Source organism: Oscillospiraceae bacterium (assembly GCA_015065085.1).
GTDB lineage: Bacteria > Bacillota > Clostridia > Oscillospirales > SIG627 > SIG627.
The window spans coordinates 17,081-34,519 of sequence record SVQW01000010.1 but is presented as its reverse complement, the minus strand read 5'-3'; the positions used below and the strand labels follow the sequence as shown (position 1 = coordinate 34,519).

The 17,439-nt window shown below is 41.5% G+C and carries 12 protein-coding genes; 3 read left to right on the top strand and 9 right to left on the bottom strand.

Annotated elements, in window-relative coordinates:
- Nucleotides 1-13: 13 nt before the first annotated feature.
- The 5 genes from E7588_07515 to E7588_07495 form a co-directional block, all read right to left on the bottom strand.
- Entirely contained in the window at nt 14-1,453 is a 1,440-nt protein-coding gene (locus tag E7588_07515) for a proline--tRNA ligase (GenBank protein MBE6689109.1), read from the bottom strand.
- Between the two features lie 120 nt (nt 1,454-1,573).
- Nucleotides 1,574-2,461 (bottom strand): DMT family transporter, encoded by an 888-nt coding sequence (locus E7588_07510; GenBank protein MBE6689108.1) that lies wholly within the window; start codon nt 2,459-2,461, stop codon nt 1,574-1,576.
- Nucleotides 2,454-3,317 carry a helix-turn-helix domain-containing protein gene (locus E7588_07505; GenBank protein MBE6689107.1) on the bottom strand — a complete coding sequence of 288 codons (864 nt, stop codon included), beginning with the start codon at nt 3,315-3,317 and terminating at the stop codon, nt 2,454-2,456. Before E7588_07505 ends, E7588_07510 begins: the two co-directional genes overlap by 8 nt.
- A gap of 101 nt (nt 3,318-3,418) precedes the next feature.
- A complete protein-coding gene (locus tag E7588_07500) occupies nt 3,419-4,081 on the bottom strand; it encodes a hypothetical protein (protein ID MBE6689106.1) in 663 nt (220 codons plus the stop codon).
- A 10-nt stretch (nt 4,082-4,091) separates the two neighbouring features.
- Entirely contained in the window at nt 4,092-6,008 is a 1,917-nt protein-coding gene (locus tag E7588_07495) for a polysaccharide biosynthesis protein (GenBank protein ID MBE6689105.1), read from the bottom strand.
- Nucleotides 6,009-6,468: 460 nt separating this feature from the next.
- Here E7588_07495 and E7588_07490 point away from each other — a divergent pair, with 460 nt between their 5' ends.
- The 3 genes from E7588_07490 (at nt 6,469) to E7588_07480 (ending at nt 14,570) form a co-directional block, all read left to right on the top strand.
- Entirely contained in the window at nt 6,469-12,033 is a 5,565-nt protein-coding gene (locus tag E7588_07490; GenBank protein MBE6689104.1) for a hypothetical protein, read from the top strand.
- A 12-nt stretch (nt 12,034-12,045) separates the two neighbouring features.
- Nucleotides 12,046-13,395: a hypothetical protein gene (locus tag E7588_07485; protein ID MBE6689103.1), complete on the top strand. Its 1,350-nt coding sequence runs from the start codon at nt 12,046-12,048 to the stop codon at nt 13,393-13,395.
- Nucleotides 13,396-13,631: 236 nt separating this feature from the next.
- The gene (locus E7588_07480; protein MBE6689102.1) at nt 13,632-14,570 is read left to right on the top strand and encodes an alpha/beta hydrolase; all 939 of its coding nucleotides are present in this window, start codon (nt 13,632-13,634) and stop codon (nt 14,568-14,570) included.
- Nucleotides 14,571-14,629: 59 nt separating this feature from the next.
- Here E7588_07480 and E7588_07475 read toward each other — a convergent pair whose 3' ends face one another.
- The 4 genes from E7588_07475 to E7588_07460 all read right to left on the bottom strand — a co-directional run bounded on the left by E7588_07475 (nt 14,630) and on the right by E7588_07460 (nt 17,375).
- Nucleotides 14,630-14,839: a DUF378 domain-containing protein gene (locus tag E7588_07475; protein MBE6689101.1), complete on the bottom strand. Its 210-nt coding sequence runs from the start codon at nt 14,837-14,839 to the stop codon at nt 14,630-14,632.
- Nucleotides 14,840-14,921: 82 nt separating this feature from the next.
- On the bottom strand, nt 14,922-15,848 hold the full coding sequence (locus E7588_07470) for a DUF4097 domain-containing protein (GenBank protein MBE6689100.1): 927 nt from the start codon (nt 15,846-15,848) through the stop codon (nt 14,922-14,924).
- Complete coding sequence (locus E7588_07465) at nt 15,845-16,639, bottom strand: hypothetical protein (protein MBE6689099.1); 795 nt, start codon at nt 16,637-16,639, stop codon at nt 15,845-15,847. Before E7588_07465 ends, E7588_07470 begins: the two co-directional genes overlap by 4 nt.
- Nucleotides 16,640-16,649: 10 nt before the next feature.
- Nucleotides 16,650-17,375, bottom strand: a complete 726-nt coding sequence (locus E7588_07460; GenBank protein MBE6689098.1) for an SDR family oxidoreductase — start codon at nt 17,373-17,375, stop codon at nt 16,650-16,652.
- Nucleotides 17,376-17,439 lie beyond the last annotated feature (64 nt).

Genomic DNA, 17,439 nt, shown 5'->3' with positions numbered 1-17,439 from the left:
GAATTAATGGCTATTAATAAGCTTTGCCCCAATAAACAAGCTTTGTAGCAGGTTTACCGCAACAAACGCACTTACCTTCGTGACCCTGTTGGTCAAGCGGCATGCATCTGGAAGAAACGTCACAATCTTCCTTAAGCTTAAGCTCGCATGCTTCATCACCGCACCACATAGCGCGTATAAATCCGGGCTTTGTTGCGGCAACTTCTTTAAGCTCATCCATGGTTTGGGCATCATAAGTCATCTTTTCACGGCGTGCAAGTGCTTTTTCGTACATGGATTTGGTAATATTTTCAAGCATCTGAGGAATTATGGTTTCCAGTTCATCCAGACTTACGGTAGATTTTTCACCGTTGTCACGGCGTGCCAAAACACAAGCGTTATTTTCAATATCACGTGGACCGATTTCAAGACGAAGCGGAACACCGCGCATTTCGTACTCGGCGAATTTCCAGCCGGGACTTTGATCGGTTATATCTATATCGCATATTACAATCTTTTTCAGTCTTTCGTATATTTCGGTTGCTTTGTCGATAACGCCTTCTTTGTGTTGAGCTATGGGTATTACCATTACCTGAGTGGGAGCGATGGCAGGTGGGAGAACAAGACCGCTGTTATCACCGTGAGTCATTATTATACCGCCAATCATACGTGTAGAAACTCCCCATGAAGTCTGGTGGCAGTATTTGAGTTTGTTATCTTTATCCAGATAAGTAATATCGAATGCCTTTGCAAATCCGTCGCCAAAATTGTGGCTCGTACCGGCCTGAAGTGCCTTACCGTCATGCATAAGTGCTTCTATGGTAAAGGTGGCTTCCGCGCCGGCAAATTTTTCTTTATCGGTCTTTCTGCCCTTTACAACAGGTATTGCAAGATATTTTTCGCAGAATTCTGCGTAAACGTTAAGCATACGAAGTGTCTCTTCCATTGCTTCTTCGGCAGTGGCATGCATAGTATGACCTTCCTGCCATAAAAATTCGCGGCTTCGTAAGAAGGGACGTGTGGTTTTTTCCCAGCGTACAACCGAACACCACTGGTTGTAGAGCTTGGGAAGATCACGGTATGAGCGGATTATATTTGCGTAGTGCTCACAGAATAAGGTTTCTGAGGTGGGACGCACGCACAGACGCTCGGCAAGCTTCTCGCTGCCGCCATGAGTGACCCATGCAACCTCGGGAGCAAAGCCCGCAACATGATCCTTTTCCTTGTTGAGAAGAGATTCCGGTATAAACATAGGCATCATAACATTCTGATGTCCTGTTGCCTTGAACATACCGTCAAGAGTCTTCTGAATGTTTTCCCAAATCGCATAACCGTAAGGGCGAATAATCATACAACCCTTAACACTGGAATAATCTATTAAATCTGTTTTCTTAACTACGTCTGTATACCACGAAGCAAAATCTTCCTCCATGGGAGTTATATCTTCGACGAGTCTTTTTTCGTCTTTAGCCATTTTTGCACCTTCCTGAAAAGTAATATCGTTATATTTGAATATACGCCAAAATTATACCATAAATAACAGGTTTTGTCAAGACTTTTTACCGTCTTGAATATACAACTTAAATATACAAGATTATTGCTTAAATTCCTTTTTTCTTTCGCTCATTACTGAGGCTGTGATTATACCCAGCAATACCGTAAATGCACCTATTGCTTCGGCAATAGTCAGCCTTTCTCCGATTATGATAAAAGCGAATAACGCACTGAATACGCTTTCAGTGCAAAAAAGCATGGAAACATACACGGACGAAAGGTTTTTCAGTGCAAAATTCTGAAACAGAAATGCCGCAAAGCTTGCAAATACAGCAAGGAAAATAACAGACAGCCAGTTAAAAACAGGCAGGTTCATCAACAGTGTGTAGTCCTCAAGCAGAAAGCCGAGAATAAGACATGAAACTGCGGCAAAACCCGTTTGGAAAACAGAAACTACGGTGGTATCTATACCTTCAAGATATTTTTTTGAAAGAGTGAGAAGCAATCCGTAAAATGCAGAGCATATAACACCGATCGTTTCACCAAAGCCGAAAGTGAAATCGATATTTCCGCCACACAGATAGTACAGTCCGATTATTATTACGGCTATGGGGATAAGTATTATAACATCGATTTTGGTACGCAGTATAAAAAATGCGAAAAACGGTGTGAACACTACCGAAAGAGAAATAAGAAATCCCGCCGTTGTCGCAGTGGAATATTTAAGCGCCAGCATCGCTGTCAGAAATGACGCGGTGGAAACCGCTCCGATTGCAATACAGGGCAGAATGTGTGATTTTTTGACGGTTTGTTTGATACGTGTCCTGAAAACACAGAAAAACAAAAAGGTGGCTATCGCGGAGCGAATACCCAAGCATAAAATGGTAGGCATGGTTTGCAGAGTTACGTTGATCAGTACATTTCCAAGCCCCCAGAACAAACACTCCATGAGAACAAGAAAAGCGCTTAAAGCGGCTAGTTTATTCATTGCTGTTCCTCCTGTACAGCATACGGTAGTTCATGGGAGACATTCCGAGATTTTTTCGGAAAATACGGCTGAAATACAATGAATCCTCGTATCCGACTGATTGCGCAATCTCGGTTATGCTCATGTCACTTTGCTGCAGCATCATGCAAGCATTCTGAATCCGTATGCGTATTATGTAATTCTGGGGAGAAACTCCGAAGTATCTTGTAAACATTTTGCTGTAATAACCACTGCAAAGCCCCTCGCGGCGTGCCAGTTCTTCAACGCAAAGGGGAGAGGTGTAATTCTCATTTATATACCGCGCGGACGAATATATTTTTTGTTCTGCGCTCCCTGGCTTTACAGAGTTGTTTTCCAGCGTTTTTCTCATGAGAGAAAAAAGCTCCATGACGTTTGCTGCGGCTGAAATTTCCATGTATGTGCCCTCGATCGGCTTGGCATAAAACTCTGAAAAGTGCTTTTTGAAGTGTTGAATGATATTGTCGCTCAAACCTATGCGGTAAACTCCGCTCTTTTCAAATTGGCATATTTTAAGCATATCATCCGCGGCATAACCTGTAAAATGAATCCAGTAATATTTGAAGCGTTCTGTGTTCGTTTTATAGTATTTTTGCTTTTCATCAGGTCGGAAAAAAACCAGATCTCCTGCACCTGCGCTTATCATTTCACCATTGAATTCAACACAGAATTCACCCTCGGTCAGATACATTATATAGTAATCGGTGCGGGTTCGCTCCATGCTGAAGGTGGTTTCGTATTGGGCGTATCCGGAAGCATTTATCATGAGTATTGCATTGTCCGATGCATACTCATCTCGTTCGGGTATATTTCTCCAGGCATAATATTTGTTGTTCATATGTTACCCCAAAAATAAGTTTACTACCCATCGTATCGTAATAAGAGCCCCAAAGAAAACCTTGGGGCTTTTAAATAAATAATTATTTACGTATACTTGATTTACAGCTGAGTATAATCAGAAGGAAGTACAAAAATGTTGTCATCAAACTCCGCTTTGAATGTGATGAATTCCTCAGTGACCAATGCGCCGTCAGCCTGTGCATAAACAATATACTTCGGAACAAATTCATCATTGAAAATGTATATATGAGGCACTTCATCAAAAACAGCTATTTCCGCATACTGGTCTTTGTCCACGACAGTGTATGCAGAAGGGGTGAATTCAATCGATGCATACTTTTTCATACACTCAACATTTTTTGTAAGTTCCTCATAGGTGGCAGAGTCGATAGAAGCCACGGTGTATGTTTTGTTTACTACGTCAACCGATGTAAGAGTGTCGCGGGCAACTATTGAAACGGTTTTGACACCCGCTGTATCGCTGATGGTAAGCAGCTTCCCGTTTTTTACGGCGGTGATGACAGAGGTTGTAACACCGTTTACGGTTATAGCCTTTTCCATGTAATATGTCGCTTCACTTACTGTTTTGGCAGGAACAACAGTTGCCAGATAATCGGCAAATTTTGATTCAAGCATTGTTTCTTCCGGTTCGCTTTGGTCAGAACTTGCAATTTGTTCATTCTGATCCGTGGAAACATTATTACAGGAAAATAAAAGTGTAACAAACAAAAGAATCAATAATACAAAAACAATTTTTTTCATAAAAATCACCTTATTCAGCGCTCGCAGCAACTTTTTTGTTTATTTCATCGGGATCATGATACGTATCGACAATACTGCGTATAAGAGGTTTGATGTCGTCCGTTTCATCATATGCGGCACTGTACAGCATCTCCAGCTTATCCAAAAATATTTTCTCGTCAAATTCAATTGGTTTCCCGATATGTATAAGCTCGTTTTCGGTGCTTTTCAGACCTTCCTCGTTCATGAGAAGCTCCTCGTAAAGCTTTTCGCCCGGTCTCAGCCCGGTAAATTCTATCTTTATATCCTTGCCGGGTGTATAGCCCGAAAGACGTATAAGATTTGTGGCAAGGTCAAGGATTTTTACGGGTTTGCCCATATCCAAAACGAATATTTCTCCTCCCTTGGCGTTAGCGCCCGCCTGTAAGACAAGAGAAACAGCTTCGGGAATGGTCATGAAGTAGCGTATGATATCCGGATGGGTCACTTTCACCGGACCGCCTTGGGCTATCTGCTTTTTGAAAAGAGGGATAACGCTTCCGTTGCTTCCCAAAACATTTCCGAAACGTACTGCCACAAATTCCGTTTTGGAACGGTTATTGTAGGTCTGGATAATCATTTCGCATATACGCTTGGTGGCACCCATAACATTAGTTGGATTCACCGCTTTGTCGGTGGAAATGAGAACAAAGCGCTCTGTGCCAAACTCGTCAGCAGCTCTTACGGTACGTAAAGTGCCGAAAACATTGTTTTTAACAGCTTCGTTGGGGCTGTGCTCCATAAGCGGAACATGCTTGTGCGCTGCCGCATGATAAACTATCTGAGGACGGTACTTTTTGAAAATAGAACGCATTCTTTCGGTGTTACGCACCGAAGCAATAAGAACTTCAAAATCAAGCGTGGGATAAGTTGTTATTAGCTCTTGCTGTATATCGTAAGCATTGTTTTCGTAAATATCAACTATAATGAGCTTTTTCGGTGAATAATTTGCAATCTGTCTGCAAAGCTCGCTTCCTATGGAACCGCCGCCACCTGTGACCATAACTACCTTGCCGCTGACATAAGACATAATGGATTCCAGATTTGCTTTTACCGGTGTACGTCCGAGAAGATCCTCTATGCTTACTTCACGCATTTTTTGAACGCTTACTGTTCCGTCGAGGAGCTGATGAATTCCGGGAAGAGTTTTGAGCTTGCACTTTGTATTGTGACAAATATCTACAATTTTTGAAATCTCTTCCGGCGAAGCAGAGGGAATGGCGATAAATATTTCATCAATTTTAAATTTTTCTGCATATTCCTTTATACTGTTTCTGCCGCCTACAATTTTACTGCCGTAAAGGTATTTTCCCCATTTTGCTTCATTGTCATCAATTATACAGCAGATTTTAAAACTGTTTTCACCCGAGTTGCTTATATCCCTCAGAATAGAAAGTCCTGCGGCACCTGCACCGATAAGCATTACATTTATAGAATCTTTCAAATCCATATTTGCTTTTTTGTTGGAAAATACCCTGAGGAAACGGTATGAAAACCTTGAAAAAACAAGTAAAACCGTGAAGAAAAAGAAATACAGAATGTATGATGCAACATAAATAACGCTTTTATGATGCGCACTGTTTAACATTATTATGAGCTGTGATAAAACAACAAATCCGATTGTAGAAAAAACAGATGCAATTACCGCACCGAACAATTCAAAAATTCCCGCAAATGTCCATACGCTGTTGTACAGCCTTGAAAAATAACACATGAGCATGGTTATCGGAATTAAGAAAAGGACAGTTAAAATAAGATTATTAAAGTCTGCGGCAGAAAGTGTGCCGAGTGAAAAATCGTTATATACATATATACTGAGAAAAATAGATATAACGACCGACAGCGCATCTGCTGTAAGAAAAGCTATCTTTTTCAGAATTAGTGGAATCTTGGTAATTTTTAATGACATTTGAATACCTCGATTTTATAAAAATATTCATATAATTATATCACGTTAATTTTAATTTGTCAATACAAACATAATGACAATTATGTAATCGGAAGGCATGTAAAAATGTAAAGGTTTGTACAAACCGGGTGCTTAAAGATTTATGCGTGGCTCATCTCACATATTGATATGCAGAATATACCAATGAAAAATTACTTTTTATTGGTCTTGATTAGCATAAAAAATCTTGTGCAGAAATTGTTAGTTATATGCCTGAACATCTGTGTAAAAGTATTGACAAATATTTAATTATATGTTAAAATATGCGAAGAAGCAAATGCGTATAGTATCATACAATATCAATTATGTGAATATGTATTTGTTTAAAGAAATTGTGTCGTATTTCCGAAAGGAGCTGGTTATACAACGGACGAGCCTATACCCGAGTGAATTAAAAATTACAAAAGAAAGGGTTTTTAAAATGAAACTGAAGAAAATTCTTGCATTGCTTCTCACAGTAGCAATGCTGTTGAGCCTTGATGCTCAACTGTTCATTTTTGCGACGGAAGATATTTCCGACATGCAGGAAACAACACCTGAACCTATCGTTTACCGCTTTGATTCGGTTGATGCGATAGAGAATCATGTCACCTCCGGATGGTGGTCAAATTATGAGCTCGGCTACCAGGACGGTAAAGATGTATTGAAGCTTACCGCTATGCGAAGCGGTGAAATACTTCCCGATCCCAGCGTATACTTTTTGAATTTTGACGTACCTCTTGAAGACTATAAGTATTTTGCACTTATGGTAAAGCCTATGGATGATGATGTTGATGAGGCGGCATTGCTCCATATTTTTGATAATGAAAATAAGTATGGTGTAAGCAGTGCTTATAGTCAGAGTTTTGGTTGGGAAGCTGCAGATAATCAAACTTGGATTCCTCTCATAAGACCTCTGAAAAACATTTCTTCATCCGCGTCTTCATACACGGGCTGCCGCTTTGATTTTTATAACGCATGCCCTAATGATGGAGATGTTATGTATGTTGAATACATAGCTTTCTTCACCGATCTTGAACAGTGCGAAGAATTTGTGTACGGCAAAAAGCTTGATATAAACAAGACAGTTCTCAGACTTGAAGCAGGAAAGAGCGAAACTCTTACGGTGGCTTCGGCAGAAGGAGCGTCTCTGACATGGGATTCTTCTGATGAAGATGTTGCTACGGTTACCGACGGTGTTGTTAACGCAGTTGCCGCAGGCGAAGCTGTTATAACCGTTACCGATGAAAACGGAATTTCCAACGCATGCGAAGTGAAAGTAGTTGACAACTTTGAGCCTGTGGTATATTACGTAAATACCCAGGAAGGCATTGATAAATATGTGGGTGGATCCAGGCATTCGGTTTATGAACTTTCACAGGTTGGTGGAGCCGATGCCCTGAAAGTGACTTCCAATCGTAATACCGCATCCGCACTTGATCCCGGTTTGTATTTCAAGAACCTTGATATTTATATTCCCGAGTATAAGTATTTTGCAATTAAGGTAATGCCCACCACTGAGTCGGTTCACTCACTTTTGTTCCACATGTTTGACAGGAATCAAGACTTTCCGCAGTACACCTGTACAGACGCTTATTACAACAGTATTCCCACAATTCACAATGTTCAGGATAAGTGGTTTATCATGGGTGGTGAGCTGAATATAGATGACGAAGATGCATCAGTATACTCTGCATGCCGTTTTGATTACTACAATTCCAATCTTGTCGAGGGTCAGACGATGTACATAGAGTACATTGCCTTCTTTACTGATGAACAGCAGTACAACGAGTATGTCGGTGACGTTATGTATACTGTTACCTATGACGGAAATGGTGCAGATAGCGGTATCCCCACCGGCACAGCTGTTTTCAGCGGTGAAAATACCGTTATTGCAGGTGCATTTATGAAACGCGCCGGCTACGACTTCAAGGGCTGGTCCACTGAAAGGGACGGCGAGGTCGTTTACAAAATCGGTGATGTTTATTCAGATTCTAAATTTATCACACTTTATGCAGTGTGGGAAAAAGCCCCCGATTCCGTTACGGTTAATTACCCGGCACTTTCTCTTGTGACGGGAGACAGTGTTGCTCTTTCGGCATCCGTTGTGTTTGACGGAGCGTACGATATCGTCTGGGAGTCCGACAATCAGGAAGCAGTTATTGTTAATAACGGAACTGTTCTTGCAGTGGCGCCCGGAAAAGCAAACATAACCGCAACTATTGGTGGTACGGAAGTTTCCGATATCTGTGAGATAACGGTTTCTGATAAGGTTGAACCCATTTACTACTACTTCAATACTCAGGATGCTGTTGACGATTACGTAACATACGGCGGGGCAATGGGTAAGTCGATTAACAGTGAAAAATATGAGCTTGCCGAGGAAGACGGCGGTACCTATCTTAAGCTTACCGCTCAGGCGGCGGATTGCGGTGTGAAGCTTGAAGGACTCTATGTTCCTATTGAGGATTATAAATATGCTGCTGTAAGATTTAAGCCAATGAATAAGAATGATAATTCCGGTTCTTATATCTTCTACATGTACGACGGCTCGCCCGCGGTGGACGGTTCTTATAAAAATCTAAGCGGCACACTTTTCTCGAATTACTATGATACCTGGATGGTACGTGGTGGAGAACTGACTGGTCTTACCGAGGGTAAGGATATCATAACAGGTCTGCGTTATGATTTCTTCAATATTAATCCTAAGCTTGATGATGTGATGTACATTGATTACATTGCATTCTTTGCTGATGAAGCACAGTTCGCAAGTGAACTTGCCGATGAAAGATACACTGTTTCTTATGATGCCAACGGCGGCGAGGGAGCACCTGAATCTCAGAGTGCTTTTGTGGGCGAGACAATAAAGCTTTCCGCTACCGTTCCCGTTAGAGATGGATACAGATTTATGGGATGGGCTTCGGCATCTGACCGCGCAGTTGAATACGAGCCGGGGCAGGGCGTTTCATACGAGGCACATGGCACACTTTATGCTGTTTGGTCGGAAGTGAAGTATGAGCCTATTGTTTACCGTTTTAATACCCAGGAAAATATCGATGCATATATTTTAAAGGGTCAGAATACCATCTTTGAACTGGTCACCACTGAAGATGGTAAAACCGTTACACAGTTGACCGCAACGGGCATTGATCCTGCTGCATGGATCGGCAACTTGAATGTGCCCATGGCAAAATATAAGTATATTGTGACACGTTTCAAGCCTATGGCTGATAAAAACCAGACACTTGCCATATTCTTTGCAGACAGCAACAGAATTCCTGGCAGCGGTCTTAGCACCCATTTGCATTATTGGCAGGACTTGCAATACTGGAATGCAGTGAATGCAAAGAGATGGATCATAACTAAGGCGCTTATTAACCCCAAAGCTTCAACAGGTTCTTCGACTTATGAAGAGACCTGTATGATGCCTGAATATCTTACCGATATACGTTATGACTATTACAACGCTAATGAAAGGGTTGAAGCAGGCGATATCTGCTATCTTGACTATATTGCGTTCTTTACCGACGAAAAGCAGATGGATGACTTTTTGAGAGCTGATTACAGCGAGCCTATTGTATACCGTTTTGATTCGCAGGAAGAAATTAACACACATGTAAGAAGTATTCCCGGAAATACAACAAGTGAGCTTGCGGAGATAGATGGTCAAAATGTTTTGAAGCTTACCTCACAGGTCGCTGATACAAATGTATATTTCGATCACTTTGATATTCCTCTCAGCAAGTACAGCCATGTAGCGATAAAAGTCAAGCCGATGAAGGAAAAGAAAGAAACATCTTCCATGTTCCACCTGTTTGACGGTGAATCCTGGGCAACTCCCGATTATTGGCAGTATGCCGGAACTTGGTCTCAGGCTAATGCGGGAGAATGGCTTGTTTTAAATAACAAGCTTGGTTTGAAAATAGACAGAGATGAATATTCTGACGATTTGGCAGCATTGCCGGAAGGTGCATATTCTTATACCGGTTTCCGATTTGACCCGTATGTCAATGCAGACCACGGTGACGTTATGTACGTCGAGTATGTTGCATTCTTTACCGATAAAGAACAAATGGATCAGTTCCTTGCAACTGAATACAAGGAGCCTGTAATTTACCGCTTTGATACTCAGGAGAATATCGACAGATACGTAGCAGGCGGTTTTGGCGCGTCCTTTGGATTGGCGACCACCGATGACGGTACCGATGCACTTAAAATGACTGCGGTCAACGCGGATTGCGGTATTACGTTCAATAAGTTCAATATTCCAATGGAAGATTATCGCTATGTACTTGCGAAGATGAAACCCCACTCGGGTGATGCTGACAGCGCAATGATGTTCCATCTGTTTGACGGTGTTGAAGCTGCAAGCTCTTCCACACCATACCAGACAATAGGAAACTGGAATGAAGAGAGTGACGGTAAGTGGCTCATGCTCAACGCATCTCTTGAAAACATTTCTTCGACTGCTTTGAACTACACCGGTACACGTTTTGATTTCTTCGCAAGCAATGATCCAAACAAAACTCAGCCCGGCGATACTGCGTATCTTGAGTACATTGCATTCTTCACCGATGAAGCGCAGAGAGATGCATTCCTGGCTAATGACAACGGAGATCCCATAATTTACCACTTTGATTCTCAGGAAATGATAGATCACTATGTGGGCGACGTATACTTCGGTTCCGAAGATATCGAAAGATATGCCGATTATGAAATTGTTACTATTGACGGCAAGAACGTTATGAAGTTAACAGCAAATCATCATGATCCCAGTGTGTATATCACCGATATGTACATACCACTTGACAAATATACACATATGGCATTCGGAATCAAGCCCACCAATGAGCTTATTAATGATTTGTTCCTGCATAATCTGACAGATTTTGACACCGATGTAGACGGCGATTATTGGTTTAAGGTATGTAATCTTGATCCGGAGGATGCTAACGAATGGATTACCGTTTCGGCTGAAATTACCGGTACAAAGCCGGGTGCTGAGATATACAAGGGTTTCCGTTTTGATTTTTACAACAATATGGAAAACACAAAGTCCGGAGATGTGATGTATCTTGATTATATAGCATTCTTTACATCGCAGGAACAGCTTGACAGCTTCCTTAACAGCCAGACAATGTACACGGTAACATATGATGCCAACGGCGGTATGGGCGCTCCTGTTGAGCAGACTAAATTTGAGAATACTCCTCTTGTCCTTGCAAACACTATCCCCGAAATGTACGACTATATCTTCAAGGGATGGGCGACATCTTATGATGCTGTCGAGGCAGAATATGCACCCGGCGATGAGTATGATGAAAATGCTTCCGTTACTCTTTACGCAGTGTGGGAAAAAGAAGTTGCTAAGGGTGGTATGCCTCAGATTACGATTTCCTCTGTTGAAGGTATAAGAGATAAGAATGTGGAAGTTAACGTCAACCTCAAAAACAACCCCGGTATTGCTGCAATGAACCTTAAACTGTTCTATGACAGCCGACTGGAGCTTATGGAAATCAATGATAATGCCGATACTTTTGCAGACCTTACGTTCACTGACCAGGGCGAGTGGCACAAAAACCAGCATAAGAAGTACGGAAACGGAATAGGCCTTTTGTGGGACGGTGCATCCAACGATTATTCTGAGGGTATATTGCTCACACTGAAATTTAAGGTAAAACCGGAAGCCAATAAGGGCGATTATTCTATCATGCTTACGACTATGGAAAACGGTGTTGTCGGATACAATGACAGTGGTGCCATAGTAAGTATTCCTGTTGCTGTTACCAGCGGTGTTATCAGCGTAAAGGATAAGAAGCAAGAATCGGTTGAACTGGGTGACGTAAACGGCGATGGTACAGTAAATGCTATTGACCTTGGACTTCTTAGACAGGTTCTCGTAAACCCTGATAAAGAATATAACTTAAGCGGTGCGGACATTAACGGTAATGGCAGACCTGACCTTATAGACGTTATGCAACTCCGCAACATACTGTTGAATAGTTAAAGGAAAATAACCATGAATAGAAAATTACGATTTTTACTTTTTGCTTTAGTTTTTTCGTTCATGCTGCTGATTGGTGTACATGCTCAGGATTTCGTTATTTCTTTTGAAAACGTTATCGTTGACACTAATTCAAAAAGTGTGGATGTGGATATCACAATGTCGGGTAACCCCGGTATTATGGGACTTCAGCTGTCGGATATAGAGTTTGGCGATTTAAAGCTTACCAAGGTTACAAGGGGCGATGTGTTGGCTGATTTCAGCTTTGGAGTCTCTGAGAAACTTCAAAGCCCGATATCAATGACATGGGAGCCTACCGATATGCAAGATGATTGCAAAGACGGAGTATTGGCGACTCTGACCTTTGATGTTTCTGCTGCCTACGGTGGTGTACATGACATTTCTGTGTCTCCCGATAATATTTTTGCATTCAATACCAGTTTTGATATGTTCACACCTGTCATTGAAAACGGTTCGGTCACCATTTCTTCTGACTGCAAAATAAGCATTGAAAGTGTAGAAGTCGACGCGGACGCCAAGTCTGTGGATGTGAACCTACTTTTTAGCGGGAATGCGGATATATTCGGTATGATGCTGAATATTTCGTATGACAGCCGCCTTACATTGAATGGTGTAACAAAAGGTACTGCACTGAGTGGTGATTTTAATAAAAACATTTCCGTAAATCCTGTCAAGGTAATATGGGATAATGTCAAAACTACATCTGAAGGTGTTCTTCTCACTTTGAGCTTTGCGCTTCCCGAAAAAGCTTCCGGTACATATGACATCAGTGTTTCTTATGGAAAGAACAATATATTTGATGCCACTTTGAGCGGTGTATTCCCTCAGATAGTAAACGGAAAAATCACAGTTTCCAAAGCACAGACTTCTGCTGAGATCGACGGTGAAATGCTGGGCGCTCAGGTGCGAACCGACGGTACACTGGGACTTCGTTTCGGAACACGTGTTAATGTTAACGAAAGCTTTCTGATTTCCGTTTCAGGCGGCAGAACCTACAAGACCTTGGGCGCTGTATTTGCTGACGGATTTACGGATGTTACCTTCGGAACTCTTGTAGTACCTGAAGAATGTCTTACCGCAAAAGGATATACAGCCTCCGACCTTACCCACAACATAAAAGACGAAGTACTTGCGAAGCCGGTAGACTGTATAAACATTTTCAGCAGTAATGCAAATTGTTTTGAATATACCGCTGTTGTAACACAAATTCCTGATGAGAATGCAAAAATAACCGCACGTGCATATGTTTGCTACACTCAAAACGGAAACACTCAGTATTACTATTTTGATCCCATCACACGCTCCATGAAAGACGTAAAAGAAAGCAGCGGCTGGACAAAATAAAGATTTTAATAAATGGTTTAACACGCACTCACTATCCGGTGAGTGCGTGTTTTCTTTTATGTGCCATGGGATTTGTTGTTGTTTCAATATTAAAAAACTACTAACCGTATAATACCATTTCCGCAAACCCTTATGTTAAAATATTATAAATTGGTTTGCCTTTTTAACTTAAAATAGGAGGCGATATTGACATTTTACAAAAAATGGAATATAATACCTTCGGGAGATGTTAAGGTATGATATACATTGTGGCAGTTATCGCAGTTTTTGCAGTAATATGGTTTGTGGCGGGCTGTACTGCGTTCAGTATGGGCTTTTCGCGTAAGCCTGTAAGAATAGCTTTTCTGGACAAGAAAGCGCCCGGCTCTTCCCAGTGGGAGGAGTGGCGCGAGAGCATAAATACGGAAATCGAAAAAATAAAGAAAATGCATACTGAAGAGTGGGAAATTACTTCGTTTGACGGCTTGAAGCTGAGAGGCACTTTTATTCCTCATCACGATCCGAAACGCACCATACTGTGTATACACGGTTATAGAAGCAGTGGCTTTTTTGATTTCAGTATGGCGGTTGAGTACTTTCTTAAAAACAATTGCAATCTTCTTATAATCGACCAACGAGCTCACGGAAGAAGCGAAGGTAATACCATAACCTTCGGGGTCAATGAAAGATATGATGTACGTGATTGGGCATGGTATCTTGCCGGGCGTACCGAAAATAAGCTTCCCATATACTTTGACGGTGTATCAATGGGATGCGCTACTGCGCTCATGGCATCGTCGCTGGAACTTCCGACGGCCGTTAAAGGTATAATTGCAGATTGCGGATATACATCTTGCCATGATATAATGAAGAAGGTTATAAGTGAGGATTACAAAATCCCGCTGTGGCTTGTTTTTCCTGTAATGAACATGATATTTCGCTTTGTGACCGGGCATTTTATGAACGAAATCGATACGCGCCGAGAACTTGCGAATAACACTTTGGCGGTTTTGTTTGCTCATGGAGAGTCAGATGATTTTGTTCCGCATGAAATGACACTGGAAAACCATAAGGCCTGCACCTCTCAAAAGTATCTTCATATTGCGCAAGGTGCACAGCATGGAATGAGCTTTATTGTATGTCCGGAAGAGTATAAAACATATCTGATGCAGATGTTCGAATATTGTGAAAAATGATTTCAGCCGCAGCGTGTAACCCTCTGAAGGTTATGCACTGCGGCTGATTTTTGCCGTGATTATTCTCTTTCGAGAGAATGCTCGTGGCTTCTGAATAAAAGGGAAATGCACCAGAGAGCGCAAAGACCAACAACGGTGTAAATAATACGGCTGACTATTGCAGTCTGACCACCGAAAATCCATGCGACAATATCAAAATTAAAGATACCGATGCTGCCCCAGTTAATACCGCCGATAATCAGCAGTGTAAGAGCAATTTTATCAAGCATATCAAATACCTGTCCTTTTGTAAAATAACACTGCGAAATATTTTTCATATCCGCAGTGTTATTGTGTGTATTGTTTGTTCAATTATTCGTTTGTAACATATTTGTAAAGGTCGATATCGCCGTAATGCGCTTTAAGCCAAATGTTTTCATCAGATGTTTCACAAACAGAATTGTATTCTTTTGAAATCTGATCTTTGTCATTAACTTCAATATCGCCTTTGCTAACCGAGGCACGGATGTTATACAGAGAAATGTCCTTTTTCGTCACTGCCGTGATATCACCGACAGCCGTTTCACAGTTTGTTTTTCGTCCTGTGATATCTGTATATATATTTCCGGTTGTACAGGAAATATCAGCAAAAACATAGTCGGTGTGTTTAATTCTCACATTTCCGCTCTTGACGGATACTGTCAGCTTTTCGGAAATATCCGCTTCTGAAATATTCACATTTCCCAGGGAAGAAGAGACAGAAATATTTTCCGTCGATATACTGCTGATATTAACATTTCCGAGACCGAGACGTATGTTGATTTTACCTATCGTATCAAAATTGTTCAGATAAACGGTTATTTTCTTTTCGTCGGATGAATAAAGACCTTGTGAAAATACATGTCTGAAGCCCGTAAAGCCTGCTTTTCCGTTTTCAAATGTCAATCCAAGAAAATAGAATGGGACACTGTCGTGTATTTTCAGAACACCGTTTTCCAAAACACAGGCGGTTTTAAGCTTGTCCGAATTTTTGAACTCAATATAACTTGGTTTGTCTGTTTTTTGTATGGTAACATCGCACATTTCGGCGGAAATTTCAATCGAAGAGAAGGGGAGAACCCCCAGCTTTTCTGCTTCAGACACGTAAAGCTGATAAGAAAGCTTTTCCGAACCGCCGTCTTCCCCAAAAAGCCGTACACCTGTTGCCGCCGCATAAATCAATGCAGCCGAGCATATTATAACACCCAACAGAAATATTACAAGCGAGGCTGCGAGAAGCTTTTTTACATTCTTTTTCATGACTCAGCCTCCATTTTTCCGAAAATAAACTCTTTTATCAACGTAAAAGCTTTTTTAATAAGTGAGGCGGCACACTTTGCCGTTGCGGGTACCACAGTTGATACAAATTGATAATTGAGTGCCCACACAGCCAGCATTAAAGAAAACAGCACGGTTCCGAGACCAATTTCAATAATACCAACGGGAGCACTTACAAAAAGATTGGCTATACCGTAGCTGACGGCAACAGTGCCCAGTAGTGCAAATGCAGCATCTATTGCCATTATAAGCAGCCAGATTGCCAGTATAAGCGTAAGCGGTATCATATACAATGCGACACAAACCGCTGCGCCAATTCCGAAAATCGGGAGCAGTAATATCAAAACAGCAATACAGCATATTGAAACAAGAACTCTATTTGTCTTGCTCATACCATTTATGAAAGAGATAAATCCACCGCGTTTTTCATTTTTGTGAATATTCTCATCTTCACGCGGAAACGATTCGGTTTGCGTTTGGGAATTTTCGGTGTGTTCTTGTGAAGGTGTATCGGTTTTATTATCATCATCGTTTGACATGATTTCGTTTACCGACTTGGCAAACATTTCACTGTGACGCAATGCCTCCGTTTCGTTCAGATATCTGAACAATTCAAATGAAAGCTTCATGTTCTTTACAAACAGCTCCGCGTCGCACGGCACACTTTCATCTTCAAGACGCTCGTTCAGATAATCCTTTATGTCAGACAATTCATGTGAACTGAGAAATGAAGCGTGTTGAGATAAGCTGTCAATAAATTCTTGTTTGTTCATTTTTTCACCCTTATATATGAAATCCGCCGTTGACGCCGATAATCTGACCGGTTATAAAATCTGAATTTTCTCCGGAAAGAAAAAGTGCCGCGCGTGCAATGTCCTGAGGTGTGCCCAGCCTCATAAGAGGTGTTTCATCAACCAATAAATCAAGTTCCCGGGAAGTGTAGCAATTCAGCATATCGGTTTTTATAACTCCCGGTGCGATGCAGTTGACATTTATACCGCATGGGCCCACTTCTTTTGCGAGCGCTTTTGTAAAACCGATGACAGCTGCCTTTGAAGCAGAGTACAAAACCTCGCAGGAAGCACCTGTTTGTCCCCACATGGAAGAAATATTTATTATTTTTCCGCTGTGCTTTTTTATCATTTGTGTTACAGCGGCTTTGGAACAGAGGTATACACTTTTCACGTTTGTTGCAAATATGTTTTCAAAGTCATCCGGGGCGGTATCGGTCAAAAGTCCGGTGTGGGAAACACCTGCATTGTTAATAAGTACATCCGGGTACTTTCCGAAGGCTGAATTTACACTTTCAAAAAGCATTTCAACCTCGTTCGCATGCGATACATCAGCTCTGAAGCATTGGACGTTTTTCAGCTCTTGTGAAAGTGCATTTGCCTGCGCTTCACTTTTATTGTAATTAAGGGCGACGAAATATCCGTTTTCGGAAAAAATCCTTGCACAAGCCGCACCTATTCCGCGTGAGCCGCCGGTTATAAGCACCAGTTTCATCATAACCCTCCGAAAAAATGATTATTTGTATTTATATTATAGCATATGTACTTGAATTATTCAATCT

Coding starts and splice junctions, on each gene's coding strand:
- E7588_07515 (MBE6689109.1), bottom strand. CDS start 1,453: ATGGCTAAAGACGAAAAAAGACTCGTCGAAGATATAACTCCCATGGAG.
- E7588_07510 (MBE6689108.1), bottom strand. CDS start 2,461: ATGAATAAACTAGCCGCTTTAAGCGCTTTTCTTGTTCTCATGGAGTGT.
- E7588_07505 (MBE6689107.1), bottom strand. CDS start 3,317: ATGAACAACAAATATTATGCCTGGAGAAATATACCCGAACGAGATGAG.
- E7588_07500 (MBE6689106.1), bottom strand. CDS start 4,081: ATGAAAAAAATTGTTTTTGTATTATTGATTCTTTTGTTTGTTACACTT.
- E7588_07495 (MBE6689105.1), bottom strand. CDS start 6,008: ATGTCATTAAAAATTACCAAGATTCCACTAATTCTGAAAAAGATAGCT.
- E7588_07490 (MBE6689104.1), top strand. CDS start 6,469: ATGAAACTGAAGAAAATTCTTGCATTGCTTCTCACAGTAGCAATGCTG.
- E7588_07485 (MBE6689103.1), top strand. CDS start 12,046: ATGAATAGAAAATTACGATTTTTACTTTTTGCTTTAGTTTTTTCGTTC.
- E7588_07480 (MBE6689102.1), top strand. CDS start 13,632: ATGATATACATTGTGGCAGTTATCGCAGTTTTTGCAGTAATATGGTTT.
- E7588_07475 (MBE6689101.1), bottom strand. CDS start 14,839: ATGCTTGATAAAATTGCTCTTACACTGCTGATTATCGGCGGTATTAAC.
- E7588_07470 (MBE6689100.1), bottom strand. CDS start 15,848: ATGAAAAAGAATGTAAAAAAGCTTCTCGCAGCCTCGCTTGTAATATTT.
- E7588_07465 (MBE6689099.1), bottom strand. CDS start 16,639: ATGAACAAACAAGAATTTATTGACAGCTTATCTCAACACGCTTCATTT.
- E7588_07460 (MBE6689098.1), bottom strand. CDS start 17,375: ATGATGAAACTGGTGCTTATAACCGGCGGCTCACGCGGAATAGGTGCG.